The organism is Flavobacterium rarum (SeqCode) (genome assembly GCF_965234445.1).
GTDB classification, from domain to species: domain Bacteria; phylum Bacteroidota; class Bacteroidia; order Flavobacteriales; family Flavobacteriaceae; genus Flavobacterium; species Flavobacterium rarum.
Map to the genome: position 1 here is coordinate 1 of NZ_OZ248492.1, position 25,990 is coordinate 25,990.

At 33.4% G+C, this 25,990-nt stretch carries 29 protein-coding genes and 2 tRNA genes; 15 read left to right on the forward strand and 16 right to left on the reverse strand.

Going from position 1 to position 25,990, the window contains the following annotated elements; translation table 11 throughout:
• The first annotated feature begins 390 nt into the window (after positions 1-390).
• Together AC8GF4_RS10330 and AC8GF4_RS10335 are read left to right on the forward strand one after the other, a co-directional pair.
• Positions 391-1,398, forward strand: a complete 1,008-nt coding sequence (locus tag AC8GF4_RS10330) for a glycosyltransferase family 4 protein (protein ID WP_506594450.1) — start codon at positions 391-393, stop codon at positions 1,396-1,398.
• 55 nt (positions 1,399-1,453) lie between these two features.
• Positions 1,454-2,845, forward strand: a complete 1,392-nt coding sequence (locus AC8GF4_RS10335) for a sugar transferase (protein WP_506594451.1) — start codon at positions 1,454-1,456, stop codon at positions 2,843-2,845.
• Positions 2,846-2,943: 98 nt separating this feature from the next.
• Here AC8GF4_RS10335 and AC8GF4_RS10340 read toward each other — a convergent pair whose 3' ends face one another.
• Both AC8GF4_RS10340 and AC8GF4_RS10345 read right to left on the reverse strand, forming a co-directional pair.
• Positions 2,944-4,083, reverse strand: coding sequence for a lipoprotein N-acyltransferase Lnb domain-containing protein (locus AC8GF4_RS10340; RefSeq protein WP_506594452.1), 1,140 nt, complete (start codon positions 4,081-4,083; stop codon positions 2,944-2,946).
• A 461-nt stretch (positions 4,084-4,544) separates the two neighbouring features.
• On the reverse strand, positions 4,545-5,615 hold the full coding sequence (locus AC8GF4_RS10345; protein ID WP_506594453.1) for a putative type IX sorting system protein PorV2: 1,071 nt from the start codon (positions 5,613-5,615) through the stop codon (positions 4,545-4,547).
• Positions 5,616-5,804: 189 nt separating this feature from the next.
• Between AC8GF4_RS10345 and AC8GF4_RS10350 the strand changes: the two genes are divergently transcribed.
• Together AC8GF4_RS10350 and AC8GF4_RS10355 are read left to right on the forward strand one after the other, a co-directional pair.
• A complete protein-coding gene (locus AC8GF4_RS10350) occupies positions 5,805-6,527 on the forward strand; it encodes a CDP-alcohol phosphatidyltransferase family protein (protein ID WP_506594454.1) in 723 nt (240 codons plus the stop codon).
• Between the two features lie 9 nt (positions 6,528-6,536).
• Complete coding sequence (locus tag AC8GF4_RS10355) at positions 6,537-7,382, forward strand: glycoside hydrolase family 25 protein (RefSeq protein ID WP_506594455.1); 846 nt, start codon at positions 6,537-6,539, stop codon at positions 7,380-7,382.
• A 9-nt stretch (positions 7,383-7,391) separates the two neighbouring features.
• Here AC8GF4_RS10355 and AC8GF4_RS10360 read toward each other — a convergent pair whose 3' ends face one another.
• The 5 genes from AC8GF4_RS10360 to AC8GF4_RS10380 form a co-directional block, all read right to left on the reverse strand.
• The gene (locus tag AC8GF4_RS10360; protein WP_506594456.1) at positions 7,392-7,628 is read right to left on the reverse strand and encodes a DUF5808 domain-containing protein; all 237 of its coding nucleotides are present in this window, start codon (positions 7,626-7,628) and stop codon (positions 7,392-7,394) included.
• A gap of 8 nt (positions 7,629-7,636) precedes the next feature.
• Positions 7,637-8,377: an LPS export ABC transporter ATP-binding protein gene (gene lptB, locus AC8GF4_RS10365; protein WP_506594458.1), complete on the reverse strand. Its 741-nt coding sequence runs from the start codon at positions 8,375-8,377 to the stop codon at positions 7,637-7,639.
• Positions 8,378-8,462: 85 nt separating this feature from the next.
• Positions 8,463-8,810, reverse strand: a complete 348-nt coding sequence (locus AC8GF4_RS10370; protein ID WP_506594459.1) for a carboxymuconolactone decarboxylase family protein — start codon at positions 8,808-8,810, stop codon at positions 8,463-8,465.
• Entirely contained in the window at positions 8,803-9,618 is an 816-nt protein-coding gene (tatC, locus tag AC8GF4_RS10375) for a twin-arginine translocase subunit TatC (protein ID WP_506594461.1), read from the reverse strand. The genes AC8GF4_RS10370 and tatC overlap by 8 nt, the downstream gene beginning before the upstream one ends.
• Positions 9,618-10,583, reverse strand: coding sequence for a KpsF/GutQ family sugar-phosphate isomerase (locus tag AC8GF4_RS10380; protein WP_506594462.1), 966 nt, complete (start codon positions 10,581-10,583; stop codon positions 9,618-9,620). The genes tatC and AC8GF4_RS10380 overlap by 1 nt, the downstream gene beginning before the upstream one ends.
• Before the next feature lie 85 nt (positions 10,584-10,668).
• On the opposite strand from AC8GF4_RS10380, the gene recQ reads away from it, so the two are divergent.
• Entirely contained in the window at positions 10,669-12,864 is a 2,196-nt protein-coding gene (recQ, locus tag AC8GF4_RS10385; protein WP_506594463.1) for a DNA helicase RecQ, read from the forward strand.
• A 150-nt stretch (positions 12,865-13,014) separates the two neighbouring features.
• Here recQ and AC8GF4_RS10390 read toward each other — a convergent pair whose 3' ends face one another.
• Positions 13,015-13,248, reverse strand: a complete 234-nt coding sequence (locus AC8GF4_RS10390) for a hypothetical protein (RefSeq protein WP_506594464.1) — start codon at positions 13,246-13,248, stop codon at positions 13,015-13,017.
• A 101-nt stretch (positions 13,249-13,349) separates the two neighbouring features.
• On the opposite strand from AC8GF4_RS10390, the gene AC8GF4_RS10395 reads away from it, so the two are divergent.
• The 3 genes from AC8GF4_RS10395 to AC8GF4_RS10405 are packed head-to-tail and all read left to right on the forward strand — an operon-like array spanning position 13,350 to position 15,451.
• Positions 13,350-13,601, forward strand: a complete 252-nt coding sequence (locus AC8GF4_RS10395) for a hypothetical protein (RefSeq protein WP_506594465.1) — start codon at positions 13,350-13,352, stop codon at positions 13,599-13,601.
• Entirely contained in the window at positions 13,598-13,864 is a 267-nt protein-coding gene (locus AC8GF4_RS10400) for a type II toxin-antitoxin system RelE family toxin (protein ID WP_506594466.1), read from the forward strand. Before AC8GF4_RS10395 ends, AC8GF4_RS10400 begins: the two co-directional genes overlap by 4 nt.
• 21 nt (positions 13,865-13,885) lie before the next feature.
• Positions 13,886-15,451 carry an NAD(P)/FAD-dependent oxidoreductase gene (locus AC8GF4_RS10405; RefSeq protein ID WP_506594468.1) on the forward strand — a complete coding sequence of 522 codons (1,566 nt, stop codon included), beginning with the start codon at positions 13,886-13,888 and terminating at the stop codon, positions 15,449-15,451.
• A 76-nt stretch (positions 15,452-15,527) separates the two neighbouring features.
• On the opposite strand, the gene AC8GF4_RS10410 is transcribed toward AC8GF4_RS10405, so the two are convergent.
• The 8 genes from AC8GF4_RS10410 to AC8GF4_RS10445 all read right to left on the reverse strand — a co-directional run bounded on the left by AC8GF4_RS10410 (position 15,528) and on the right by AC8GF4_RS10445 (position 22,386).
• The gene (locus AC8GF4_RS10410; RefSeq protein WP_506594470.1) at positions 15,528-17,651 is read right to left on the reverse strand and encodes a S9 family peptidase; all 2,124 of its coding nucleotides are present in this window, start codon (positions 17,649-17,651) and stop codon (positions 15,528-15,530) included.
• A 207-nt stretch (positions 17,652-17,858) separates the two neighbouring features.
• Positions 17,859-18,818: a quinone oxidoreductase family protein gene (locus AC8GF4_RS10415; RefSeq protein ID WP_506594472.1), complete on the reverse strand. Its 960-nt coding sequence runs from the start codon at positions 18,816-18,818 to the stop codon at positions 17,859-17,861.
• 125 nt (positions 18,819-18,943) lie between these two features.
• A complete protein-coding gene (locus AC8GF4_RS10420) occupies positions 18,944-19,408 on the reverse strand; it encodes a GNAT family N-acetyltransferase (RefSeq protein ID WP_506594473.1) in 465 nt (154 codons plus the stop codon).
• Positions 19,398-19,880 (reverse strand): nuclear transport factor 2 family protein, encoded by a 483-nt coding sequence (locus AC8GF4_RS10425; protein ID WP_506594475.1) that lies wholly within the window; start codon positions 19,878-19,880, stop codon positions 19,398-19,400. The genes AC8GF4_RS10420 and AC8GF4_RS10425 overlap by 11 nt, the downstream gene beginning before the upstream one ends.
• 63 nt (positions 19,881-19,943) lie before the next feature.
• On the reverse strand, positions 19,944-20,501 hold the full coding sequence (locus AC8GF4_RS10430) for a MepB family protein (RefSeq protein ID WP_506594477.1): 558 nt from the start codon (positions 20,499-20,501) through the stop codon (positions 19,944-19,946).
• Positions 20,502-20,583: 82 nt separating this feature from the next.
• On the reverse strand, positions 20,584-21,216 hold the full coding sequence (gene msrA / locus AC8GF4_RS10435) for a peptide-methionine (S)-S-oxide reductase MsrA (protein ID WP_506594478.1): 633 nt from the start codon (positions 21,214-21,216) through the stop codon (positions 20,584-20,586).
• Between the two features lie 8 nt (positions 21,217-21,224).
• The gene (gene msrB / locus AC8GF4_RS10440; protein WP_506594480.1) at positions 21,225-21,779 is read right to left on the reverse strand and encodes a peptide-methionine (R)-S-oxide reductase MsrB; all 555 of its coding nucleotides are present in this window, start codon (positions 21,777-21,779) and stop codon (positions 21,225-21,227) included.
• A 151-nt stretch (positions 21,780-21,930) separates the two neighbouring features.
• Positions 21,931-22,386, reverse strand: coding sequence for a GNAT family N-acetyltransferase (locus AC8GF4_RS10445; protein ID WP_506594482.1), 456 nt, complete (start codon positions 22,384-22,386; stop codon positions 21,931-21,933).
• Between the two features lie 171 nt (positions 22,387-22,557).
• Here AC8GF4_RS10445 and idi point away from each other — a divergent pair, with 171 nt between their 5' ends.
• The 7 genes from idi to AC8GF4_RS10480 all read left to right on the forward strand — a co-directional run bounded on the left by idi (position 22,558) and on the right by AC8GF4_RS10480 (position 25,649).
• Positions 22,558-23,085 carry an isopentenyl-diphosphate Delta-isomerase gene (gene idi, locus AC8GF4_RS10450; protein WP_506594483.1) on the forward strand — a complete coding sequence of 176 codons (528 nt, stop codon included), beginning with the start codon at positions 22,558-22,560 and terminating at the stop codon, positions 23,083-23,085.
• A gap of 51 nt (positions 23,086-23,136) precedes the next feature.
• Positions 23,137-23,547, forward strand: a complete 411-nt coding sequence (locus tag AC8GF4_RS10455; RefSeq protein WP_506594485.1) for a 6-pyruvoyl trahydropterin synthase family protein — start codon at positions 23,137-23,139, stop codon at positions 23,545-23,547.
• Positions 23,547-24,002: a peroxiredoxin gene (locus AC8GF4_RS10460; RefSeq protein ID WP_506594486.1), complete on the forward strand. Its 456-nt coding sequence runs from the start codon at positions 23,547-23,549 to the stop codon at positions 24,000-24,002. The genes AC8GF4_RS10455 and AC8GF4_RS10460 overlap by 1 nt, the downstream gene beginning before the upstream one ends.
• A gap of 60 nt (positions 24,003-24,062) precedes the next feature.
• A complete protein-coding gene (locus AC8GF4_RS10465; RefSeq protein ID WP_506594487.1) occupies positions 24,063-25,031 on the forward strand; it encodes a type I phosphomannose isomerase catalytic subunit in 969 nt (322 codons plus the stop codon).
• Positions 25,032-25,086: 55 nt separating this feature from the next.
• A complete protein-coding gene (locus AC8GF4_RS10470; protein ID WP_506594488.1) occupies positions 25,087-25,356 on the forward strand; it encodes a hypothetical protein in 270 nt (89 codons plus the stop codon).
• Positions 25,357-25,430: 74 nt separating this feature from the next.
• Positions 25,431-25,504, forward strand: a tRNA-Thr gene (locus tag AC8GF4_RS10475).
• Between the two features lie 71 nt (positions 25,505-25,575).
• Positions 25,576-25,649 (forward strand) — tRNA-Thr (locus AC8GF4_RS10480).
• Positions 25,650-25,990 lie beyond the last annotated feature (341 nt).

The following is a 25,990-nucleotide window of genomic DNA, read 5'->3' on the forward strand; positions in this document are numbered from 1 at the left end:
GCACAAACGGCATAAACACGCTATACAGGCTGGTTCTTGACCGCCTTTGTAGGACAAAATTAAACAATAAAAGTGATTCAAGTGAAATAAACCCAAAATAAAAGACATAGGGTTATAAGAATAAATGAAACAATAAAAACAATAATCTTAAAGATTACCCGAGGTCCTTTTTTGAAATAAAAATTATTTTTTAATTGGAAATCAACACAGAATCTATCGGGGCAGATTATACAAATTTACACAGATAATAATTAGTTAATCCTAATTTTAGTTTATGCTCAAAGAATCAGTGCCAATCTGTCCAATCTGTGTCCCTTTATGACGCATAATAAATTGTGAACACACGAAAAGATCTATCGAGACCCATTAAAAAGCAAATGTTAACTTCGTATGAAAAACCTACTGTACATAGGGAATAGATTATCCAAGCATGGAATGACCCCAACAAGCATAGAAACTCTTGGTCCACTTTTGGAGCAAGAAGGGTTCAATGTATGGTACAGTTCCTCCAAAAAAAATCCAGCATTACGGTTAGTTGCCATGTTGTACAGTGTATTTCGATATAAAAAAGCTGATGCAGTATTAATTGACACCTACAGTACGTTCAATTTTTGGTATGCTTTTGCCACTTCTCAATTGTGTCGATTGTTGCAACTAAAATACATTCCAATTCTTCATGGTGGCAATTTAGCCTTTCGACTTCAAAAGAATCCGAAAATTTGTAAAATGATTTTTAAGCATTCTTTTCATAACGTTTCACCTTCTCTTTTTTTAAAAGAGCAATTCAATGCTGAGGGTTTTGAGAATATAATTTATATTCCAAACGCAATCGAACTTCAAAACTACCCGTTTTTAGAACGAAAAAAGGCGGCTCCAAAACTATTATGGGTACGTTCTTTTGCTTCAATTTATAATCCTTTAATGGCTATAGACGTTTTTTATAATCTAAAAAAGAACTATCCAGAAGCAACACTTTGTATGGTGGGTCCAGAGAAAGATGGGAGTTTGTTGAAAGCCAAACAAAAAGCCAAAGATTTAAATGTAGAAGTCTTTTTTACTGGAAAATTACTCAAATCCGATTGGGTTGAATTATCAAAAGAATACGATTTTTTTATAAATACAACTCACTTTGACAATATGCCTGTGAGTATAGTTGAAGCCATGGCTTTGGGTTTGGCAATAATTTCTACCAATGTTGGCGGAATTCCGTATTTAATAGAAGACCAAAAAGAAGGGGTATTAATTCCAGACAATGATGTCGATAAAATGGTAGAAGCCATAGGAAAATTGGTGGAAAATCCGATTTTATTCGGCAAGCTGGCTTCGAATTCTAGACATAAAGCTGCGCAATTTGAATGGGAAAGTGTTAAGCTTAAGTGGATAACTATTTTAAAATAATGAACAATTAAAATTTTATTATAAGTAACTTGCAAGCCCCCCAAATTTGAAACCAATGAATAATAAAAAAATGCACTTCGAAATATCGGAACGTAAAATTCTTTTACGGGTTTTTGATGTTGTTTTTGTGTTGCTTGGATTGTATTGTAGTAGTTTTATTTTCCATTTTAATTATTTTAAATTTACGACCACCAATTTTTACTGGACAATTGTACTGGCTGTTTATATCAATGCATTTGGTGCAATTTTCGAAATGTACAATCTTCAGGTGGCAAGCAGTCATTTTCAAGTTTTACGAAGCGTAATCTTAACTACATCCAGTACGGTTATATTTTATTTGTTAACGCCTTTTTTTTCTCCACAATTGCCAAAAAGTCGTTGGCAGTTATTGGTTTTTTACGTGACTGTTTTTACTGCATTATACGCTTGGAGAATGATATATGTTCGATTTTTGGCATCTCATCGCTTTGTTCAAAATGCTATTTTAATATGCGACAGAGAGCAAGTTCAAGAACTGGTTTTAGGATTGGAAAGTGTAGATCCTCATTATAAAATAATTGGATATGTGAATTCCGATTTTTATTCAAAAACCGAATTTGAATACCAATATGTGAAACATATAAAAAGAGACGATTTATCATCATTTGTTTCCGAAAATGGAATTTCGGAAATAGTAGTAGCTTGTCAAAAAACGGATGGAATTACTCCAGAATTGTACCAACAGCTGCTTCATTTGTTAGAATTAGGAAAAAGTGTTCGAGAATATACACAAGTGTATGAAAGCAAGACACAACGCATTCCTGTACAGTATATTTCTCGTGATTTTTATCGATTTTTTCCATTCAGTCGTAGCAATCAAAATAAATTATATATTTATTTTATTCGATTATTTGAAATTGTTTTTTCGCTAATTGGCATTGCAATAGGTTTGGGGCTGATTCCTTTTATCTTTTTAAGCAACTTTTTTTGGAACAAAGGCAAATTGTTTTATACCCAAAAAAGAGTAGGAAAAGACGGGGTTGTTTTTAAGATTATAAAATTCCGAACAATGGTAAAAAATGCTGAAAAGTCTGGAGCTGTTTTTACTAAAACAAATGACAATAGAGTGACAAAGTTTGGTAAGTTTTTGAGGAAAACCAGAATAGACGAAATAGCACAATTTATCAATATTCTTAAAGGAGAAATGGCCATTATTGGTCCAAGACCTGAGCGACCAGTATTTGTCAAAGAAATAGCTCAAATCATGCCATTCTATGAAACAAGGCATATTATTAAGCCGGGTCTTACGGGCTGGGCTCAAGTCAATTACTCCTACGGTGAAAAATTGGAAGATAGCTTGGTAAAACTACAATACGATTTGTATTATATCAAGCACCGAAGTATTTATCTGGATTTAAGCATCGCTTTCAAAACCATTTCTACCGTTTTGTTCTATAGAGGACAATAAAATTTTCTATAGGCTCCAAAATAAAAAATTAACCATACAAGGCATATAAGTTCATAGAAAACACAGATCAACTTAAATGCCTTAAATGGTTAAAGCATTTATATAATTATCGGAATACGCTTTTTGTGTTTAATTGCTAGTCGAATTAAAACAACCAAATTAGTAAAAACCAATGGCAAAACAATAAGTAAATGAGCTTTGGTAATGACGACAATCAAATACAAAAACAGCATTACGATATTTAAAACGGCAAGTTTGTAAGTCCATTTCGAGTTTTTTGTGCTCCAAAAATACAACAGTAAGAGCAGCAATGGATTGAACAATAAAATGTTATAGTTGTATTCCAGTTCATGATGTAAAGAATAAAATCCTAAAAAAACAAAGAGTAAACCCAATAATGCAGTAGTCAATAAATAAATATAATCAACACTTTTCTTGTTTACAAAAACAACTATTCCTAAGAATAAAAGATAAGTATAGCAATTGTTCCACCAAGAACTTGGTATTTCCTTTTCAAAAGTCATAATCGTTTTTGGAGCATTGCTTAAAGGTTGATTTTGGTATTGTATGCGCTTCAAACTTTCAAGAAGTTCATACGGTAAAAATATTTTGGTCCCCATTTGATCCACTTTTGTTCCAAAAACAATACTCGTTCCCAATTGTTCGTAAAAATGATTGTCAAAATAAGGAAACAAAATAGTTCTATATGTTTTGTCAGTATCGGTTTTTTTCGAAATCACTTCAGATTTCAAGGTGTTATTGATTACGTCCACCACTTTCGAAGTGCAATTATTATCGATAAACTTGTATTGGTACAAGCGTTCATCCGAAAGTAGCGATTGTTCCAAAGTATCAAACAATGCTTGTTTATGTGCAACAGAAATATTTAATTCTTGTTCAATAACTTCCCTTTTTTCATAATTGTATTGATTGATAAAATCGACATATCTATCGTTGGCAATGAAATAATTCAAATCCCCTTTTGTGAACTTCAACACAAAATTTGGAGTGCCAAAATCAAAAGCACCATAATTGTAAACAATATCCAAATTGTTGGCAACATCCTCAACTCTTATCGCCGTATGACCAAACAAGGAATAAGATTCATTTCCTGTCCCACAAGTCAATACACTAATTCGAGCATTTTTTGACAATACAACATTTTGACCATTGGTGTTATAAATAGTACTCAATAAAAAAAGACAAACAATAATTTTTCTCAAGAGATTCAATTTCATAGGTTTAAAATTTAAATAATATAGATTTTCAATTTGTTTTTCGTTTGCTCCACCAGTTTTCAATTTAAATAGAATGATTTTTTGGGCGTGACCACAAGGAGCAAAGGGGGCTATTTTGCAAACCGCCCATAAGCCCCCTTCGCTCATCGGGTCGGGCTTTCACGAGCGCTATGGCGCCTTGCTCTATCCCTCACGCAATCCCATAACACAACATCATTTTGTTTTCAAAACCAAATCCAATGCCTTCAAAACAAAACAGTTGAGAATAACTCCAAAGGTTTAGTTTTAAATTACTGTCATTCAAAAAACGTCCCTAATTTCAATTTCTTGGCAATATTCTAAAATAAACAGTCAATAATTTGAATCATTTAAGTTTATTTAAGCTAGAATAAAAAAACACAGACTTATAGGTTCTTATATCTCTTAGATGGTTAACCTTTTCTTGATAGTTGTTTTTGGATTTAGTTACTAAAAAGAGATAAATCAATTTTTAGCGAAAAAACATTCGAATACAATGCCGTACTTTGATTGCCTAGCGCAGTCAATGCATAATCAATAGCGATGCCTTTGTATTTAAAACCCAACCCAATATTGGGTTGAAATCCAATTTTTTCAGAATTGTCCAATTGCGTTACTTGTTGAAAATTCCCAACTCCTGCTCTCAAAAAAGCAAGATCCGTATATCCAAATTCCAAACCAATAGCAGGGTCAATACTCACAAAAGAACTCGAAATTATATCGTTGGTTTGAGTAAACTGCATATTCATATTAGTAGCAACCAAGAGACTATAATCATTGTGAAAAAGAAATTTTTTGGCCACTCCCAGTTGCGCTTTTGGAAGCGTAATCTCCGTACTCTCTGGTACTTCTTGGTTTTCTCCTGGTATAGCATCGGCTATTTTTTGATACGCTTCTTCATTGATATTCCAAATGTTGTACGTAGTAGTGATGTCTCGAAGCATCAATCCATAATGCCAATCATTTTTTTCGAATTGCAATCCAAAATCAAATCCAAATCCCCAAGAAGTAGCAAAATCTCCAATGATTCGTCTGATTATTTTTGCATTCACTCCATATTGAAATCCTTCAACAGGTAATTGTACAGCGTACGAAAAAGTAAACCCATAATCTGCCGTAGAAAACAAGGAAATTCTATTGTAATCAATATTGCCTTCATTGTCAATCAAATCGGTAGTATTCAATATATCATCAACCCCAAATCGAATTAACGAAATTCCCCAAGCAGTTCTATCGTCAATAGGGCTTCCGTAAGCGATATAATCGTATTTAGCAATGTTCGCAAAATAATTGGAATGCATTAAAGAAATCTGATTTTCTTTCAAATGAATCAATCCCGCGGGATTCCAATAAGACGAATTGACATCGTTGGTATAAGCAACTACAGCATTCGACATTCCCAAAGCGGCAGCATCTACACCAATGTTCATAAACTCATTGGAGTATTTACGAACAGTTTGACTTTGTAATAAGTTTACAATGAAAAAGAAAAATAAAATTAGTATTTTTTTCAAAAGAAATCGTTTGTAGGGGTGATGCGTTTATAATTTTCTCCAAAAATAAAGTTTTTTGACGATGTAACTACTTCAATTCAATTAATTAATGGATTTTTGATTGTAAGGAATTAAATTCTCTTTGGAAAACGAGTATCGCATTGACATATTGTATTAAATTTGTAGCGCTTACAAATCAATTTAAAAACTATGAACATCAAAAAACACATTCCGAATACTATTACATTATTGAATCTTTTCTGTGGCTGTATAGCAGTAGTTTTTGTGAGTAAAGATCAATTTGAAATGGCATTCTTTTTTGTTTGCCTCGGTATTTTTTTAGATTTTTTTGATGGGTTTTTTGCGCGATTGTTTAAGGTTTCTGGACCATTGGGATTGCAATTGGATTCTCTAGCCGATATGGTAACAAGTGGAGTGGTGCCGGGATATGTAATGTTCAAAATGATGCAAAGCAGTTCAGTTGCAATGAGCGAAGGCTATCTTCAGTTCTTTCCCTTTTTAGGATTTATTATTACTTTAGGGTCTTGTATGCGTTTGGCAAAATTCAATATAGATACACGTCAAACCGATTCGTTTATAGGATTGCCAACTCCAGCCAATGCTCTTTTTATATTGAGTCTTCCTCTAGTCAAAGAGTATTATGCTGCTGATTCATTATTCGTACTCGAGATTTTGACAGAGAAGTGGTTTTTATTATCGGTTGCATTGTTTAGTGCCTATATTTTGAATGCAGAAATTCCTTTATTTTCTTTAAAAATCAAGAAGTTTAATTTCAAAGACAATGCGCTTCAAATTATTTTCTTAATCATTTCTGTTTTAATGCTGGTTTTTCTTCAATATTTAGGAGTTACATTAGTTATTGTTTTCTATGTACTTCTTTCGGTACTAAATAATAAGTTGGCAAAAAAGTAATTTTTTTGAATGAAAAGAAAGTATACAAAAACAACTTATACCCGAAAGTCCAAAAAGAAGAACTCCATTTTCTCAACTAAAATTTTTAGTTATTTTATAATTGGTTTTTTGCTTTTGGCTGTTTTTTCAGTAGCCTATCATTACCGTTCCAGTTTTGCCTATTATTTAGGTTTCAAATCACGCTTTAACAAGGAGTCCAATGTTTTTTCCGAAGCTCGAATTTTAAAAGTCTTAGAGAAAAATGAAGGAAAAACAATAGGTTTGGATGTATCCGAATATCAAGGAAAAATTCGTTGGTCTTACGTAGATACTTTAGAAGAAAAATATCCTTTACGTTTTGTTTTAATTAGAGCAACTGTTGGAAATGACAGGTTAGACCATCAATTTAAACGCAATTGGCTTGGTGCCAAAGAAAACAAAATGATACGCGGAGCCTATCATTATTACCGTCCAAACGAAAATTCACTGGAACAAGCTGCCCTTTTTATAAAAACTGTTAAACTGAAAAAGGGAGATTTACCCCCCGTTTTGGATATTGAAAGACTGCCCAAAGAACAATCTTTAGAAAGATTAAAAGTTGGTTTAAAACGCTGGTTGAAAGCTGTTGAATTGCATTATGGAGTGCGACCTATTATATACACTGGAGAGAAATATTATGATGATTTCTTGAAAGAAGAGTTTAGTGATTATCTATTTTGGATAGCCAATTACAACTTTTATCGAGAAGAAATTCAAGACGACTGGCTTTTCTGGCAATTTACAGAAAAAGCAAGCGTTCCAGGTATTGATTACAATGTTGATGTAAATATATATAATGGTGATCTAGAACAATTACGGTATATTACTGTGGAGTAGTGTTTTAAATCATTTTTTATTCAAAATAAAAAAAATAACCATTCCAAAAAAAGCCAAAGCAACCAGTAAAGCTAAAATCGATTTTGGGTTTGCAAAGTTTGTGGTGATACCCATTGCTTCAATTTTCTTAGGAGGAAAAATTCGTTTGTCTGTTTTGTTGTAATAAAATATTCCCAATATCCAATTGTTGGGGTCTTTGTGCCAATTGTCTATGGTTTCTTTACTAGGTTTTTCCAATTTTTCCATTTGTAAAACTAAAACTCCAATTTCTTCTTTCTCAATTCAAAATTCTGACCTAAATAGACACGGCGGACCATTTCGTCCTCGACCAATTCTTCTGGAATACCCGCTTTTAGAATACCTCCTTCAAACATCAAATAGGTTTTGTCGGTAATGGCTAAGGTTTCTTGTACGTTGTGATCAGTAATTAGAATTCCGATATTTTTGTTTTTTAATTGTGCTACAATTCTTTGAATATCTTCTACCGCAACTGGATCAACACCCGCAAAAGGCTCATCAAGTAAAATAAATTTTGGATCGGTAGCCAAACAACGCGCAATTTCGGTACGACGACGTTCTCCACCCGAAAGTAAATCGCCTCGGTTGGTACGAATGTGTTCCAAACTAAATTCGGCAATTAAACTTTCCATTTTAGCAACCTGTTCTTCTTTGGAAAGCTTGGTCAATTGCAACACACTCAATATATTATCTTCGATACTTAGTTTTCTAAAAACAGAAGCTTCTTGTGCCAAATAACCAATTCCTTGTTGCGCCCTTTTGTACATTGGGTAATCAGTAATATTCAAATTATCAAGAAATATATTTCCAGAGTTTGGTTTTACCAATCCTACAATCATATAAAAAGAAGTGGTTTTTCCTGCTCCATTAGGACCCAAAAGCCCAACAATTTCACCTTGGTTTACTTCAACCGAAATGCCTTTTACCACAGAACGGCCTTTGTATGTCTTGATTAAATTTTCTGCTCTTAATTTCATGTTTTTAGTTTAATTGTTTGAAATGTTTAAACGTTTAACCGTTTAATCGCACAATTGACGATTAAACAAATAAACGAATCAACAATTATTTGGTTTCTTCCAATGCTTCCCAGAATTCATATGCTCTACGCAAATGAGGCACAACGATTGTTCCGCCTACCAGAGTTGCAATCCCCATTGCTTCCATCATTTCTTCCTTGGTTACCCCTTCTTTATAGCTGGTTTCCAGGTGGTATTTTACGCAATCATCACAACGCAAAACCGCTGAGGCTACTAATCCTAACAATTCTTTGGTTTTCACATCTAGTGCTCCCGCAGCATAAGCATTGGTGTCTAAATTGAAAATGCGTTTTACAATTTTATTATTGTCGGCCAATAATTTTTCGTTCATTTTTGAACGGTAATCGTTGAATTCTTGAATGATATCAGACATTTTCTTTCTTTTTATTATAAACTACAATTTTTGAAATCAAGATACTTACTTCGTAAATAAGCAACATAGGAATGGCTACGATTGTTTGACTTACCACGTCGGGTGGAGTAACAATAGCAGCTACAATTAAGATGATGACAACGGCATATTTCCAATACTTTCTTAAAAAAGTTGGTGTCACTAATCCTAATTTTGTTAGAAAATAAATTATTATTGGCAACTCAAAAAATAATCCACTGGCCAAAATACTCGTTTTTACCATACCTATATAGGATTCCAAAGTAAATTGGTTTTTCACCACCTCACTAACGGTAAAAGTTGCCACAAAATTCACAGACATCGGTATAACTACATAATAACCAAACAATACCCCTAAAAAGAAAAGTAAGGAGGAAGTGAATATAAATACTCTTGCGTTTTTCTTCTCCTTTTCATACAAGGCAGGTCCTATAAATTTCCAAACTTCCCATAAAATATAAGGAAAACTTAGTATGAAACCAGCCAAAATGCACATCCAAACAAAGATGTTAACTTGACCTTCCATTTCCGTATTTTGAATGATAAATGGCATTTCGGTTATGCAAATACTCTCTGCAAAACCCAATTGATGCGATAATTCGCAAAAGAAATGATAGGTAAAAAAAGAAGGTCTTGTTGGGCCAAAAATTATGACGTCAAATAAATAATCACTTATAAAATAGGTAATACATGCCATAATAATTACAGCTGTGGTACTTCGGACTAATAACCATCTTAATTCCTCAAGATGATCTAAAAAGGACATTTCGCCTAGGTTTTTCTGTGCCATTATACGATTCCTTCTTTTAATATATCATGCAAATGCAATACTCCTTTATACTCGCCATCGTCAACAACAACCAATTGGGTAATAGAAAAATCTTCCATAATATTGAAAGCATCAATTACCATAGCATCCGAGTTTGTCATTTTTGGGTTTTTTGTCATAATGTCTTTTGCTGTCAATTCAGTAAAAGTATCTCTGTCACTTAGCATTCTACGAATATCACCATCCGTAATTATACCAATAACTTTATTGTTTTCAACAACAGCAGTAACTCCAAGTCTTTTTTCCGAGATTTCAAAAATCACTTTCTTGATAGATGAATCTGGACCAACTTCTGGTTTTAAAGTATGTTCCATCATGTCTTTTACACGAAGTAATAATTTTTTACCTAAAGCGCCTCCTGGATGGTATCTGGCAAAATCTTCGGCTTTGAATTCATGCATTTCCATTAAACATACCACCAAGGCATCTCCCATAACCAATTGAGCAGTAGTGCTATTAGTTGGTGCTAAATTTAAAGGACAAGATTCTGTTTCTACAGTTGTATTAAGCACAAAATCAGAACCCTTGGCCAAAAAAGAAGTCATATTTCCTGTAATTCCAATTAATTTATTGCCAAAACGAGTCAAAAGCGGTACTAATACTTTAATTTCTGGACTATTTCCACTTTTAGAAATACAAATAATAACATCGTCATTTTGAATCATTCCCAAATCACCGTGTATGGCTTCTGATGCATGTAAAAATAGAGATGGTGTACCAGTAGAATTGAATGATGCAACCATTTTTTGAGCAATGATAGCGCTTTTTCCTATTCCAGTGATAACTAATCTACCTTTAGAATTGTAGATACATTGTACTGCTTCCGCAAAAGTATCGTCGATAAAATCAATTAATTTGGCAATTGATTTGCTTTCCGATTCAATTGTTTTCTTGGCGTTTGCCAATATATTTTCTTTTGTAATCAAAACAGATAATTTTAAATTTGTGTGTATAAAAGAAAGTTGTATCTTTATGTGCCGCAAATTTATACAAAATACCACATATTAAAGAATGAATTCAAACGAAATTGACATACACAAAGAATTAAAAAAGTATTTTGGCTTTAGCCAATTTAAAGGCCTGCAAGAGCAGGTTATAAAAAGCCTGTTGAATAAGCAGAATACTTTTGTTATTATGCCTACAGGTGGAGGAAAATCACTCTGTTATCAGTTGCCTGCCTTAATTCAAGAAGGAACGGCTATAGTTGTTTCGCCCTTAATTGCTTTGATGAAGAATCAAGTAGATGCTATTCGGAGTCTTTCATCCGAAAATGGAATTGCACATGTCTTAAATTCCTCCCTTAACAAAACAGAAATTAATCAAGTCAAAGCCGATATTACTTCTGGATTGACAAAACTACTCTATGTGGCTCCAGAATCTTTGACCAAAGAGGAGTATGTAACGTTTTTACAAACAGTGCCCATTTCTTTTGTTGCTATTGACGAAGCACATTGTATTTCTGAGTGGGGACATGATTTTAGACCTGAATACCGAAACCTAAAACATATTATTAAGCAACTTGGGGATGTACCTATTATAGGTCTTACCGCTACTGCAACGCCTAAAGTGCAAGAAGATATCTTGAAAAATCTAGATATGGCCAATGCAACTACTTTTAAAGCGTCATTTAATAGACCTAATTTATATTACGAAGTTCGTACCAAAACCAAAAATATAGAATCGGATATAATTCGTTTTATAAAACAACACAAAGGGAAATCGGGTATTATATACTGCTTAAGCCGTAAGAAAGTCGAAGCTATTGCCGAAGTGCTACAAGTAAACGGTATAAGTGCCGTTCCGTATCATGCAGGATTGGATGCCAAAACACGGGCCAAACACCAGGACATGTTCTTAATGGAAGATGTAGAAGTAGTGGTTGCAACGATTGCTTTTGGTATGGGAATTGACAAACCAGATGTGCGTTTTGTCATTCATCATGATATTCCAAAATCATTAGAAAGTTATTATCAAGAAACCGGTCGAGCAGGTCGAGATGGCGGAGAAGGGCATTGCCTAGCTTATTACTCTTATAAAGATGTAGAAAAATTAGAAAAATTTTTATCTGGAAAACCGGTTGCCGAACAAGAAATTGGATTTGCTTTATTGCAAGAAGTAGTGGCTTATGCCGAAACGTCCATGTCTAGACGAAAATTTTTACTCCATTACTTTGGAGAAGAATTTGACAGCGAAACGGGCGATGGAGCTGATATGGATGATAATGTTCGAAATCCAAAATCCAAAGTTGAAGCTCAAAACGAAGTAGTCAAATTACTTGAAATAGTTCGGGATACCAAACATATATACAAGTCAAAAGAGATTGTCTTTACATTAATAGGTAGAGTAAATGCAATGATAAATGCACATAAAACTGATTCTCAATCTTTTTTCGGATCAGGTTCCAATCAAGATGAGAAATATTGGATGGCATTATTAAGACAAGTCCTTGTTGATGGTTTGCTGTCTAAAGATATAGAAACCTATGGTATTGTAAAAATCACCAAAAAAGGACTAGCATTTATAAAAAAACCGCAGTCTTTTATGATGTCTGAGGATCATGAATACAATGAATCCGAAGACGAAGCAATAGTAACAGCTGCAAAATCTACCGGAATTGCAGATGAATTGTTGATGGCAATGTTACGCGAATTGCGTAAAAAAGTAGCCAAAAAACTAGGAGTTCCTCCATTTGTAGTTTTTCAAGAACCTTCTCTTGAAGATATGGCTTTAAAATATCCAATTTCTCAAGATGAATTAATTAATATTCATGGAGTTGGGGAAGGAAAAGCAAAAAAATACGGAAAAGAGTTTATTGAATTGATTAACCGTTATGTAGCAGACAATGACATTATTCGTCCAGATGATTTGGTTGTAAAATCTACAGGTGTCAACTCAATCAATAAATTATATATCATTCAGAATATTGATAGAAAACTAGCTTTGACAGATATTGCTTCTGCAAAAGGGTTAAAGATGGATGATTTGATCAAAGAAATGGAACAAATTGTTTATTCAGGAACCAAACTGAATATCAAATATTGGATTGACGAAATGCTAGATGATGATCAACAAGAAGAAATTCATGAGTATTTTATGGAATCCGAGTCGGATAGTATAGAAAATGCTCTTAAAGAATTTGATGGAGATTATGATTTAGACGAACTACGCTTAATGCGAATAAAATTCATTAGTGAAGTAGCGAATTAGGAGGAAGTGTTCAGTATTCAGTTTTTTAGTATTCAGTTATTCCCTTTTTTATAGGGCTGCTTATTTAGAATTGAATGCTGAACACTTTTTTATTGACCAGTATTTAGGTATTAATTTGACTGACCACTAAAAAAAACTGACCACTGATTACTAAAATATCTCCCCTCGATGCGGTTTTAATGCATCTCGAACTTGAATCATATTTTCTTCCATTACAACCATAAAAGCGATAGCTTGCATTTCGCCTTGAATTTCAAAACCTGTAATATTCAAGGGCAATTTTTCTATAGCGATATATTCTTTCAAATGAATTTCGTGGTGTTCGGCCGTCTTTGCTGAAAGAGGACCACGGAAGTCCCATATTAGTTTTATTTTTCTGGACATTATTTTAAATTGAGTTTTGAATTTGTAAAGTTACAAAGTTTAGCGTCATGAATATTGTATATAGTATATATATAGTATATATTTGTTTAAAATATTTTGCGATGAGAAAATTAATAGATTTAGACGAAACTACTTTAACAAAATTGAAAGTAATTTCAATATTTGAAAAGACAAGTGTCAAGGGATTGATAGAAAATGTAGTACAATCGTACGTGAAAACTAAGCAATCTAGTCAATTTAATAATTTATCTGATGAAGATAAAGAGGATTTAGGGATGCTCATGTTAATGCAAGAAGCCGATAGGACAGAACTTGTTTCAAGAGAAGAAATTATGAAAATATTGCGATCTTGAGAGTTATATTCGGAAAATTATTTTCTAAAGACTTGCTAAAAATTAAAGATTTGACTTTAAAGAACGATGTTATTCAAGCAATTGTTGAACTTGAAAATTCTGAAAGTATACAAAATCTTTCAAACATAAAAAAAATGAAAGGTCATTCCGAAGCTTATAGAATGAGAATTGGAAAATATCGTTTGGGATTTTATTTTGATGGAGAAACTATAGAACTTACCAGATTTGCCAAAAGAGAAGATATTTACAAGCTTTTTCCATAAAATTTCAGAATATATAAAAACATGCCACAAGAACTCCTATTACAAGTTTCTCCCGAGATAGCCTCCAACGAGTCGTTACTGAAAGATTATTTGTCCAAACAGATAAAGATTTCGGCAAATGAGATACAGCATATTGCTATTTTGAAACGTTCCATTGATGCCCGTCAAAAGGCAATCAAAATCAATTTGAAGGTTTTGATTTATTTAAAGGGAGAACCTTTTCAGGAACATAAAATAGAATTGCCAGATTATAAGAATGTATCAACTGCACAAGAAGTTATTGTTGTTGGGGCTGGGCCAGCGGGACTTTTTGCTGCTTTGCAATTGATCGAATTAGGATTAAAACCAATAGTTGTCGAACGGGGGAAAGACGTTCGCGGCCGTCGTCGTGATTTGAAAGCCATCAATGTTGATCATATTGTCAATGAAGATTCCAATTATTGTTTTGGAGAAGGTGGAGCAGGAACCTATTCAGACGGAAAATTATATACAAGATCCAAAAAACGTGGAGATGTTACTCGAATATTAGAGTTGTTAGTTGCCTTCGGTGCTTCTGGTGATATTTTAGTAGATGCACATCCGCATATCGGGACAAATAAACTACCTCAAATCATTCAGGATATTCGAGAAAAAATTATCGAATGTGGTGGGAAAGTCTTATTCGAAACGCGAGTAACCGATATTTTAATAAAGAATAATGAAATAGAAGGAATTGTAACCCAAAATGGAGATAGCATTTTGGCAAATAAATTAATTCTAGCCACGGGACATTCTGCAAGAGATATTTTTGAGTTGTTAGACAGAAAAAAAGTTTTTATAGAAGCCAAGCCTTTTGCCTTGGGTGTAAGAGCCGAACATCCTCAGTCATTGATTGACAGTATACAATACAGTTGTGATTACCGAGGAGAGCATTTGCCACCTGCCCCTTATTCTATCGTAAAACAAGTAAATGGTCGCGGTATGTACTCGTTTTGTATGTGTCCTGGAGGTGTAATCGCACCTTGTGCCACTAGCCCTGGTGAAGTAGTAACGAATGGTTGGTCACCATCCAAACGCGATCAAGCTACTGCCAATTCTGGAATTGTTATTGAATTAAAACTAGAGGATTTTAAACCATTTGAAAATTTTGGTGCTCTAGCTGGAATGGAATTTCAAAAAAGTATCGAGCAAAAAGCATGGCATTTAGCAGGCCAGACTCAAAAAGTACCCGCACAGCGCATGGTCGATTTTACTCAAAATAAAGTTTCATCAGATATTCCTAAAACGTCTTATGTTCCCGGAACTACTTCGGTAGAAATGGGACAGGTATTTCCTGGATTTTTATCTCAAATATTAAGAGAAGGATTTACAGAATTCGGAAAATCCATGCGCGGCTATCTAACAAATGAAGCCATTTTACATGCGCCAGAATCGAGGACTTCTTCACCTGTTCGTATTCCTAGGGACGCTGTTTCTTATGAGCATTTGCAAATAAAAGGATTGTATCCTTGCGGAGAAGGTGCTGGTTATGCAGGCGGAATTATTTCGGCAGCGATTGATGGCGAAAAATGTGCTTTGAAAATTGCTGAAACGTTAAAAGGGAATTAATGGTTTAAAAATAGAATTAAAAAAGGCTACTTCAATATTTGAAATAGCCTTTTTTGAGATTATGTTTTTGGTTTTATTATTTCGTTACACCTTCTAAATTTAAAAGAAAAGCAAAATTTAAGGCTACATCTTTTAAATAATCAAAACGACCACTCGCTCCACCATGCCCAAAATTCATATTGGTGTGTAGTAACAACAAGTTATTGTCGGTTTTCATATCTCTTAATTTGGCTACCCATTTGGATGGTTCAAAGTATTGTACTTGACTGTCGTGTAGTCCGGTTGTAACAAGCATATTTGGGTAGTTTTTCTTTTCTACATTTTCATAAGGGCTATAACTTTTCATGTATAAATAAGCATCTTTATTTTTTGGATTCCCCCATTCGTCAAATTCATTCGTAGTAAGCGGAATACTTTCATCAAGCATAGTGTTTACTACATCAACAAACGGAACTGCGGCAATGACACCATTATAAAGTTCTGGTGCCAAGTTTACAACAGCTCCCATCAAAAGGCCACCTGCACTGCCTCCCAATGCATACAAATGTTCTTTGCTGGTGAATTTTTCTTGAATTAAAAATTGAGAACAATCAATGAAATCAGTAAATGTGTTTTTCTTTTTCATCAGTTTACCATCTTCATACCATTGCCGACCCATTTCTTGACCACCTCTAATGTGTGCAATAGCAAATGCAAAACCTCTATTTAATAAACTCAAGCGGTCACTTGAAAATCTCGCGTCTGTACTGTTTCCATAACTTCCATAAGCATAAAGTAACAAAGGTGCTTTTCCGTTTTTTTGAAATTCTTTTTTGTAAACAATTGAAATGGGAATTTTAGTGCCGTCTTTTGCTGTTGCATACAAACGTTCTGTTGAATAATCTCTTGAACTGTAACCACCCAAAACGGTTTGTTCCTTCATCAATTTTTTGTCTTTTGAAATCATATTATAATCAAAAGTAGAATTTGGAGTGGTCAATGAAGTGTATTCAAAACGGAAGGTTTTGCTGTTGTATTCGGGATTTAGACCAAAATCTGCAGTGTAAGTTGGCTCACCGAAATTGATATAATGCTCAGAATCGTCCTTTGTGTTTCGAACTCTCATACTTGCTAAACCATTTTTACGTTCATTGATTACTATGAAATCTTTAAATTCTTCAACTCCCTGCAGTAAAACATCAGAACGATTTGGTATAACTTCTTTCCAATTGGCAGATTCTGTTTTGTCTAAAGGGCATTCCATTAATTTGAAATTTTTGGCACCATCTTTATTGGTTCGAATTAAAAATTTATTGTCTAAAGTAGCTACATCATAAAGCACATCTTTTAATCGAGGTTGAAAAACATTGAAAGAATCTGTTGGATTTTCGGCTTTTATCATTCTGATTTCAGAAGACATTGTGGCAACCGAATAAATCATAATGTATTTGTTGTTCTTGGTTTTTGTAACACCAATGTAATTGCTAGGATCTTTTTCCTGATAGACTTCTACATCATTCTTACTTTCGGTATCAAGTGTGTGACGGAATATTTTTTCGGACAATAGAGTAACAGGATTTTTTGAAGTATAAAAAAAAGTTTTGTTATCACTTGCCCATACCGCTTGTCCTTCGGTATTAATAACGGCATCCTTGAGAATTTTTCCAGTTTCTAGGTTTTTGATGTAAATAGTATATTGTCTTCGGCTGACTTCATCTACTCCAAAAGCCAATAATTTATTGTCATCACTTATTTCAAAACCAGTTACACCATAGTAGGAATGTCCTTTCGCCATCTCATCGACGTCTAATAGTACTTCTTCTTTAGCATTTAGAGTTCCTTTTTTTCGGCAATACTTATAATATTCTTTCCCGTTTTCTGTTCGAGTATAATAAAAATAGCCGTTTTTGTATAAAGGAACACTTTCGTCTTTTTCTTTTATTCGAAGTTTCATTTCTGTAAACAAGTCATTCTGTAATTTTTGGGTATCGCTCATCACTGTTTCTAGATAAGCATTCTCTGCTTTTAGATAATCGACGGCTTTTATGCTATCAGGTCCTTTTCCAAAATAATCATACATCCAATAATAAGGATCGTTGACGCTCTCTCCGTGAATGGTTCGAATGTGCTCTTTTTTATCGGCTATTGGGGCGGTTGCTTTTTGGAATTGTGCAATTACGGGATAGGAAAGTAAAAATAAAATTAAAACTGATTTTTTCATTTTATAGGGTTTGATTAGAATTTTGACTTATAAAGCCAAATGTAAAAATCAAATTTAATTATAATTTCGGTTTTTTAACATTAAAACATATTGTAATTTGGAGTTTTAACAATTGTTTGATTTTTAATTAGCTTTTTTATTAATCGTTTCAAAATAAAAAACCTCGAGTCAATCGAGGTTTTTAAAGTTTTTATGGAGTGCTACGTATTATGGAATCAAGATTATTTTTCCAGTGCTTTTTCTACTTTCCAGATAATCATGTGCCAATTTCCCTTCGGATAGTTTGAAAATAGTTGGTATTGCGATCGAAATGTTGCCGTTGGCAATCCAATCAAATAATTGATGTGCTCTTTTAATTCGTTCTTCTTTCGATTTTAAATAACTCCACAAATCGCCACCAGTTAATGTTTTGGAAGTATCCATCAACATTCTTGGGTTTACCAATTCGGGATCACCACCGGCCATTCCAAAGAAAACAACTTGACCACATTCTTTAGTGACTGCAAAGCTATCCGTCAAAGTACTGCCAATACTATCGTAAACAACATCAACACCATTTGGACAAAAATCGAATACCTGTGTTTTCCAATCATCAGAATATAGAAAAACAGCGTCGGCTCCATTTTGTTTTGAAACAGCTGCTTTTTCGGCAGATGATGTTAGTCCGATAACTCTAGCGCCCAAAAGTTTACTGATTTGTGTCAAGAATTGCCCAACTCCTCCAGCTGAAGCATGAATCAAAACCGTTTCTCCTTTTTGGGTTTTGTGACTGTCGGTTGCCAAATATTGTGCTGTTAAACCTTGTAATAAAATGGTAGCTGCGGTTTTAAAAGAAATATTTTCAGGCATCGGAATTACATGCTCAATGGGAACGGCAACGAACTCGGCATTAGCAAAAGGAACATCGGCAAAAGCGACTCTATCCCCAATTTTAAAATCAGTATTTCCATTGGCATTCACTACAATTCCAGCACCTTCGTAACCCGCAATAAATGGCGGATTTCCTTTGAGGTGGTAATTTCCTTTGCGTCTGTACACATCGGCAAAGTTGATGCCTATAGCTTTCATTTCAACCAAAATCTCATCGGTTTTTAAAATTGGCGCAGGTAATTCTATATATTCAAGAACATCGGAGTCTCCAAAGTTGGAGAAGGTAAGTGCTTTCATATGTTGATTTTTATTGTTTTTTATCGGTCATATGTAATTTGCATACTTAATTGGTGCTACTTACCAATTTAAAGTTATGCTCATTTCATTTTTTATTTTTTTGAGGATGCAAAGAAAACTAAATTTTACGTGTTAATAAAAGATTGATTCTCCTTTTTTGATGCCCAATCAGTATGGGTCATTTCAAATTTGATTTCGTTTTTACCGTGAGTGCCAATTTCTGCCCAGCCTGCTTTTCTATAAAAATATTCCGCTCTTGTCATTGGTGAAGTGCCTAGCCAAAGTGTGTTTTTTGTTTGCTCAAAATACCAATCAAGCATGTTATCATGAAGCTGTTTGCCAATTCCTTTTTTCTCAAATTTAGGATTTAAAAACAATGCCCAAATATTATTCTCTTTCAAATCTACAATAGCAAAACCAACAATTTCATTGTCAATTTCACAAACCCAACCTTTTCCTCTTATTGTTAAGAATTCTTTGCAGTCTTCGTCTGTTACCAAGTTAGGGTCTGACAAAGTATTTTCTGTTACCGAATTTCGTACTGCTTGAATTTGTTTAATATCTTCAATTAAAGCTTTTCTAATGATCATAACTTATTACCCTAGATAGTTTCCATTGATTGTTCACTTTTTTCCAAATCATTACAAATTTAAAAGTGCCTATTTCTTCTTTTCCATTTTCCATGTGTCGAAATTGATGAACGCCAATTTCAATTGCTCCAAAATCTTTTATGGGATGCACCTCAAGGCTTCCTTTTACCAATTGTCGAGTGAGCTTATTCTCGTTTTTGAACATATTCTCAAAATTAGTAAAAACGGTTTCGAAAGAAAGCAATCCGCCATTGTCTTGATACCATTCGAGATCTTCGGTAAAAAGTGGTTTGAATTTTGACATGTCTTTTGCATTAAATGCGTCAAAAAGAACAGTATCCATAGTCGCAATTTCATTATACAATTCTTGAGAAATTGGAGCTACTTTTTTTTCTTGTGCTTGCGTTAAACTAAAACCTAAAAGGAATAGAAATGATAAGTAAAAAGTTTGATATTTAAATGTTTTCTTCATGCTTTTTAAATTTTAAATTATAAAATGGAGAGTTGTATTGACCTTAAAAGGGAAAAGAATATTTCATTTTTTAGGATTGTTTTGCGTTTCTAAAAGGAAAAGTGCTTTTGCAAGGTTCAAATCAATTGTTTGATCCTGTTTTACTTGAAGAAAATAATCCATCTGCCATTTCTGTGTTTTTTGGGCTTGTTTGCTAGTTGTTAGGTCCCAGGATGGATAAACCCGGATGGCGCGTTTGCCTTCTTTTCCATGAAGAGTTATAATTCCTTTTTCAATCAGAATTGACATTGGAAAAATAAATAGTCCAAATAATGTTTTATTTCGAGTGCTAATTATAAATAAATCAAACGAGTCAGTACTGTCAAAAGGTTGAATTGGTCCTTTTTCTATTCTTTTCCATAGCGTAACAAATTGACCAGTTTTGGTAGGTGTTATTTTTGAACTACGAAATAGAATTTCTAAGTCGTTTAATTTGAATCTGCAAGCTCCATAATCTTTACTTTCTAGTTCTAATGTGGGTTGAGTCATTATTAAATTGTAGCCGTCAAAAAGTATTTCTTTAATTAAAATTAAATCATTTGGAATATCTTCGGAATTTATACAAGGCTGCTGTGTTTTCATTCTTGAAAAGTTTGTTTTTTGAAAGTATTATTGCAAATTAAAAAAAGCCGAAAAATTAATTTCGGCTTTTTCAAAGTTATAGTTATTTCTTTGTTTTCAATTTGTCTTTAAAAACTTTTTCGAACTTTTCTAATTTGGGCTGAATGACCATCTGGCAATAGGGTTGGTTTTTATTATTGGCATAATAATTTTGATGGTAATCGTCTGCTTTATAAAATTTTGTAAAAGGTTCCAATGTCGTTACAATTGGGCTGTCATAGACCTGTGCTTTCTTTAATTCTGCTATAATCGACTGAGCTTCTTTCTTTTGTTCTTCGTTTTTGTGAAAAATCACAGAACGGTATTGTGTTCCTCGGTCTCCACCTTGTCTGTTTAGTGTTGTTGGGTCGTGTACGGTGAAAAACACTTTGAAAATTTCATCCAGATTGGTTACGTTTTTGTCAAAAGTAATCTGAACTACTTCGGCATGGCCTGAATTTCCGGAACAAACTTCTTCGTAACTCGGATTCATCGTTTTGCCTCCTGAAAACCCAGAAACAACAGATTTTACACCTTTCAAGTTTTCGTAAACAGCTTCTACACACCAGTAGCATCCACCGCCAAGGGTTATAGTTTCAAATTCAGATTGTGTCATTTTTTTTATAGTATTATTGTTTTGAGAAAAAAGTGTTCCAGTAAAAAGAAAGCAAGCTAATATAATTGATTTTGTTTTCATTTTGTTTTTTATTTAGTATCAGGTTCAAAGTCTAGGGCTATAGAATTCATACAATATCTTTTGCCAGTAGGGGCGGGGCCATCATCAAACAAGTGTCCCAGATGTCCGCCGCATCTTCCACAAAGGGCTTCAATTCTTTCCATCCCTATAGAATTATCATTTTTGTAAACTACACTTTGTTTGTTTTCTTGTTCAAAAAAACTAGGCCAACCACAACTACTAGCAAATTTGGCTCCCGATCGAAAAAGGATGTTGCCACAAGCAGCGCAATAGTAAGTTCCTTTAACATCAGTGTTCCAATATTTACCTGTGAAAGCTCTTTCAGTATCTGCTTTACGGGAAACGAGGTAAACATCTTCTGGTAGAATTTTTTTCCACTCAGCATCTGCCAAATTTAGTTTGTTCGTATCGGTGTGAGAGTAATAAGGGTTTCCAAGTTTGCTTATTTTTGTTTCAACTTGGGATGAAGTATTACTTTTGAATTCTTTATTCTGTCCACATGCTTGAAATGCAAAAAGAGGGAGCAGTAATAAAATTCCAAAAAAGGATATTCTTGTTTTCATAGCATTTATTTTTTATACTCCAAAAGTATTAACCTAATGGAAAGTAAAATGTCGGGCACTTGACAATTGTATTTGTATTTATGCAATTTTTAACAGTTGTTGCATTTTAATATGAGCATGACTTCAAATAATTTGCATGTTTTTTATTGCTTTATAATCCAACTCGCATGTTGATTAAGTGTTTTTTGAATCCAATTTTCTCATAAGCTTTTATAGCAGAAGTATTATTATTGTATACGTCTAATCTCATTTCAAATATATTATGAGCGATAATCCAATTTTTTAGTGTTTCAATAATCAGAGCATTTACGCCTTTTCCTCGGTGATCTGGATGTGTAAACATAAAACCCAAATAAGCATAAAGTTTGTGATTCAAATAGGGTTTTGCTTCTTCTATTCGTGCATATCCTGAGCCAATTACTTGATCATCAATAACGGCAACAACGACCTCGACATCTTTTGCTGATATCATTTTTTCGATGTTATAATAGTTTATATTTCCTTCTTTCAAAGTTGTATCATATGGCCGTTCGGTTGATATAATACCTTGTTCGAATTCCAAGAGGATTGTTAGATCTTTTAAAGTCGCTTTTCGAATCTGAATCATATAATTTGTATCTTGCTTTACAGAATCAAATATACAAAAAAGGATAACTTTAATTTCAATAGTATAAGTTTCAAAAAGCAATTTGAATAATTCCTTCTACAAAAAGCAAAAGAATGTTAAAGGCATCAGAAAGCATATCTTTTTTGTACTTTTGTTTTATCAATATCTTATATGGAAGAAGAAAAAGTAATATTAGTTAACGAATTGGATCAGCAAATTGGCTTAATGCCAAAATTAGAAGCACATGAAAAGGCCGTTTTACATCGTGCTTTTTCTGTTTTTGTTTTAAATGATAAAAATGAAATAATGCTCCAGCAAAGAGCGCATCAAAAATACCATTCTCCGTTATTGTGGACCAACACTTGTTGTAGTCATCAACGAGAAGGAGAAACAAATATTAAGGCAGGTAATCGAAGATTATTTGAAGAAATGGGATTTAGCACAGAATTGAAAGAGTTGTTTCATTTTATTTACAAAGCTCCTTTTGATAATGGGTTAACAGAGCATGAACTTGATCATGTAATGATTGGATATTATAATGAATTCCCAGTAATTAATCCAGATGAGGTTGAAGATTGGAAATGGATGAAAATAGAAGATGTGAAAAATGATATGCTTTTAAATCCTTCAATTTATACCGTTTGGTTTAAAATTATCTTTGATGAGTTCTACCATTTCTTGGAAGATCATAAAATTTAAACACTCTAACCGCTAACTTCTAACCTCTAATTTCTAACCTCTAACTTCATTATGAGAGTAACTATATCCAGAAAAGCCCATTTCAATGCAGCACATAGATTGTATAGAAAAGATTGGACCTTCGAACAAAATAATGCTATTTTCGGCAAATGTAATAATCCTAATTTTCACGGTCACAATTACGAATTGATTGTAAGTGTAACTGGAGAAATTGACCAAGAAACAGGTTATGTTATGGATGTTAAATTCCTAACAGATATTATAAAATCTGAAGTTGAAGATCAAATGGATCACAAAAATTTGAATCTAGATGTTCCAGAATTTCAAGATTTGAATCCTACCGCTGAGAATATTGTAGTAGTAATTTGGAATAAAATTAGAATAAAAATAAAAAAAGAATTAGATTTGGAAGTGGTTCTTTATGAAACACCTCGCAATTTTGTAACCTATAAAGGAGAGTAATGGAACTTAAAGTAGGTAATAAAATACCAAATTTCACAGCAAAAGACACTAATGGTAATGATTTTGAAATAGCATCTATATTAGGTCATAAACCTATTGTTATTTATTTTTATCCTAAAGACAACACGCCAGGTTGTACCGCTCAAGCTTGCAGTTTTAGAGATCAATATGAAGATTTTAAAGATTTGGGGGCCGAAGTAATTGGTATTAGTAGCGATAGTATTGTTTCGCATCAAAAATTTACAAAACAATATAAATTGCCTTTTTTACTTTTGTCGGACACAGACAAGAAAATAAGGAAGCTTTTTGGAGTGCCTTCAGGCTTGTTTGGCATTTTACCAGGTAGAGTTACTTATGTTGCAGATAAAACAGGAATGATTATTATGGCTTTTGATAGTATGATGGCCAAACGCCATATACCAAAAGCGCTTGAAGCGATAAAAAAATTAAGGTAAATTGATAAAATAGTATTACTGTTTGATTTTAAAAATGTAGAAATTTAAAAAAAAATAAACATGATCTCAAAAATATATCCATTACAGTTTGATGCCATTCTTAAAGAAAGAATTTGGGGGGGTGAAAAATTAAAAACTATTTTAAACAAACCGATTACTTCCAGTATTACAGGTGAAAGTTGGGAATTGTCCACCGTAGAGGGAGATATAAGTATAATTGCAAACGGCGATTACAAAGGGAAGCCATTGACAGAGTTGATCAATGAATTTCCAAACGAAATTCTTGGAACTGAAGTTTACAAGCGATTTGGGAGTCAATTTCCATTGCTTTTTAAATACTTAGATGCTCGCGAAGATTTGTCAATTCAAGTGCATCCCAATGATGAATTGGCCAAAAAACGCCATAACTCTTTCGGGAAAACCGAAATGTGGTACATTATGCAAGCCGATGAAAATGCTAGAATTATAGTAGGATTCAAAGAAAATTCAAACGCAAACGAATATGTAAAACATCTTGAAAATAAAACTTTAGTGTCAATTCTAGATGATGTAAAAGTAAATCCTGGAGATGTATTTTTTCTGGAAACAGGTACCGTTCACGCAATAGGAGCTGGGTTAGTAGTTGCCGAAATTCAACAAACATCGGATATTACCTATCGCTTGTATGATTTTGATCGTAAAGATGCACAAGGAAATACCAGAGAACTGCATGTAGATTTAGCGCTTGAAGCAATTAATTACAATAAGGTAAACACTTTTAAAGAATATTCAAAAGAAATCAACAAGTCGAATGCTATAGTAGACTGCCCATATTTTACAACAAATTTCATACCATTAGACGGTAAAGAGGTGTTGAATAAAAAGGGAGATACCTTTACTGTATTTATGTGCATAGAAGGTTCATTTGAAATAGAATACAATTCCAATAAGTATAGCTACAAAACAGGAGATACCGTTTTAATTCCCGCAGCTATACTTGGGTTTGCTTTAATTGGAAAAGCTTCTATTTTAGAAATTTACATTTCATAGTAGGTAATAGAAAGATTATGTGTACTTTTGCAGACGCAAATTAAATAAAAATAAAATGGCAAACGTTAAGAATTTAAAGAAAGACATCAACTACGTTTTAGGAGATATTATTGAAGCAGTTTACTTGTTCGAAATTTCTACAACTGGAAAACCTACAACAGAAACTAACAATTTAATCGATGAAGCTATTGCTGCTTTTGACGTTTTGATCACTAAAGTGAACGAAAAGAAAGTTGAAAATAAAAAAGCACACTTCAAACAAATCAATGTTGAATTGGAACAAACTGCAAATCAATTGATTGCTAAAATCAACGATTTACAGTAAAAAAAAGGCAAAAAAAGTTTGAATTTATTTTGGAAAAACGAAATACAGACTTATATTTGCACCCGTAATGAGTCGCCAGCGTAGCTCAGTTGGCTAGAGCAGCTGATTTGTAATCAGCAGGTCGTGGGTTCGAGTCCCTCCGCCGGCTCTTTAAAAAAACCATCTATTTATTTAGGTGGTTTTTTATTTGACTCTATTACACAATAAATACATTGAGTCGCCAGCGTAGCTCAGTTGGCTAGAGCAGCTGATTTGTAATCAGCAGGTCGTGGGTTCGAGTCCCTCCGCCGGCTCTTTTATAAAACCATAACATTTGTTTGTTATGGTTTTTTTTATGAAAATATTTTATAAAATGAGGGATCGGTTTCGAAATTTGGGATTAATTAAAGAATCTCAAAAGTTAGTAACTAATCAAAATTAGTAGCTATTCCTGCTCTCATTCCAATCTTATGAGCCGAACGCCGGCTCCTAAGGATTTTCCCTTCTATCAGGGCTAGGGCCTTGGTTTTCATAAAAAAATTTGTTTTTATAAATTTTCAAAAGTGACACCTTAATATATAGGAAGGCTACTGTGAAGTAAAAACCTGAGTAATCCCTGTAAAACCAGACTTTTTTAAATTGAAAAAGTGATAAT

What these genes read in the sequence shown, in the direction of transcription:
- AC8GF4_RS10370 (WP_506594459.1), bottom strand. Translation starts at nt 8,810, where the DNA reads ATGTCTGATATCATTCAAGAATTCAACGATTACCGTTCAAAAATGAAC.
- AC8GF4_RS10460 (WP_506594486.1), top strand. Translation starts at nt 23,547, where the DNA reads ATGGAACTTAAAGTAGGTAATAAAATACCAAATTTCACAGCAAAAGAC.
- AC8GF4_RS10330 (WP_506594450.1), top strand. Translation starts at nt 391, where the DNA reads ATGAAAAACCTACTGTACATAGGGAATAGATTATCCAAGCATGGAATG.
- AC8GF4_RS10340 (WP_506594452.1), bottom strand. Translation starts at nt 4,083, where the DNA reads ATGAAATTGAATCTCTTGAGAAAAATTATTGTTTGTCTTTTTTTATTG.
- lptB (WP_506594458.1), bottom strand. Translation starts at nt 8,377, where the DNA reads ATGAAATTAAGAGCAGAAAATTTAATCAAGACATACAAAGGCCGTTCT.
- msrA (WP_506594478.1), bottom strand. Translation starts at nt 21,216, where the DNA reads ATGAAAACAAAATCAATTATATTAGCTTGCTTTCTTTTTACTGGAACA.
- AC8GF4_RS10355 (WP_506594455.1), top strand. Translation starts at nt 6,537, where the DNA reads ATGAAAAGAAAGTATACAAAAACAACTTATACCCGAAAGTCCAAAAAG.
- AC8GF4_RS10430 (WP_506594477.1), bottom strand. Translation starts at nt 20,501, where the DNA reads ATGAAAACACAGCAGCCTTGTATAAATTCCGAAGATATTCCAAATGAT.
- AC8GF4_RS10425 (WP_506594475.1), bottom strand. Translation starts at nt 19,880, where the DNA reads ATGAAGAAAACATTTAAATATCAAACTTTTTACTTATCATTTCTATTC.
- AC8GF4_RS10335 (WP_506594451.1), top strand. Translation starts at nt 1,454, where the DNA reads ATGAATAATAAAAAAATGCACTTCGAAATATCGGAACGTAAAATTCTT.
- AC8GF4_RS10390 (WP_506594464.1), bottom strand. Translation starts at nt 13,248, where the DNA reads ATGTCCAGAAAAATAAAACTAATATGGGACTTCCGTGGTCCTCTTTCA.
- AC8GF4_RS10405 (WP_506594468.1), top strand. Translation starts at nt 13,886, where the DNA reads ATGCCACAAGAACTCCTATTACAAGTTTCTCCCGAGATAGCCTCCAAC.
- AC8GF4_RS10445 (WP_506594482.1), bottom strand. Translation starts at nt 22,386, where the DNA reads ATGATTCAGATTCGAAAAGCGACTTTAAAAGATCTAACAATCCTCTTG.
- AC8GF4_RS10470 (WP_506594488.1), top strand. Translation starts at nt 25,087, where the DNA reads ATGGCAAACGTTAAGAATTTAAAGAAAGACATCAACTACGTTTTAGGA.
- AC8GF4_RS10465 (WP_506594487.1), top strand. Translation starts at nt 24,063, where the DNA reads ATGATCTCAAAAATATATCCATTACAGTTTGATGCCATTCTTAAAGAA.
- AC8GF4_RS10395 (WP_506594465.1), top strand. Translation starts at nt 13,350, where the DNA reads ATGAGAAAATTAATAGATTTAGACGAAACTACTTTAACAAAATTGAAA.
- AC8GF4_RS10360 (WP_506594456.1), bottom strand. Translation starts at nt 7,628, where the DNA reads ATGGAAAAATTGGAAAAACCTAGTAAAGAAACCATAGACAATTGGCAC.
- msrB (WP_506594480.1), bottom strand. Translation starts at nt 21,779, where the DNA reads ATGAAAACAAGAATATCCTTTTTTGGAATTTTATTACTGCTCCCTCTT.
- recQ (WP_506594463.1), top strand. Translation starts at nt 10,669, where the DNA reads ATGAATTCAAACGAAATTGACATACACAAAGAATTAAAAAAGTATTTT.
- idi (WP_506594483.1), top strand. Translation starts at nt 22,558, where the DNA reads ATGGAAGAAGAAAAAGTAATATTAGTTAACGAATTGGATCAGCAAATT.
- tatC (WP_506594461.1), bottom strand. Translation starts at nt 9,618, where the DNA reads ATGGCACAGAAAAACCTAGGCGAAATGTCCTTTTTAGATCATCTTGAG.
- AC8GF4_RS10410 (WP_506594470.1), bottom strand. Translation starts at nt 17,651, where the DNA reads ATGAAAAAATCAGTTTTAATTTTATTTTTACTTTCCTATCCCGTAATT.
- AC8GF4_RS10420 (WP_506594473.1), bottom strand. Translation starts at nt 19,408, where the DNA reads ATGATCATTAGAAAAGCTTTAATTGAAGATATTAAACAAATTCAAGCA.
- AC8GF4_RS10415 (WP_506594472.1), bottom strand. Translation starts at nt 18,818, where the DNA reads ATGAAAGCACTTACCTTCTCCAACTTTGGAGACTCCGATGTTCTTGAA.
- AC8GF4_RS10350 (WP_506594454.1), top strand. Translation starts at nt 5,805, where the DNA reads ATGAACATCAAAAAACACATTCCGAATACTATTACATTATTGAATCTT.
- AC8GF4_RS10455 (WP_506594485.1), top strand. Translation starts at nt 23,137, where the DNA reads ATGAGAGTAACTATATCCAGAAAAGCCCATTTCAATGCAGCACATAGA.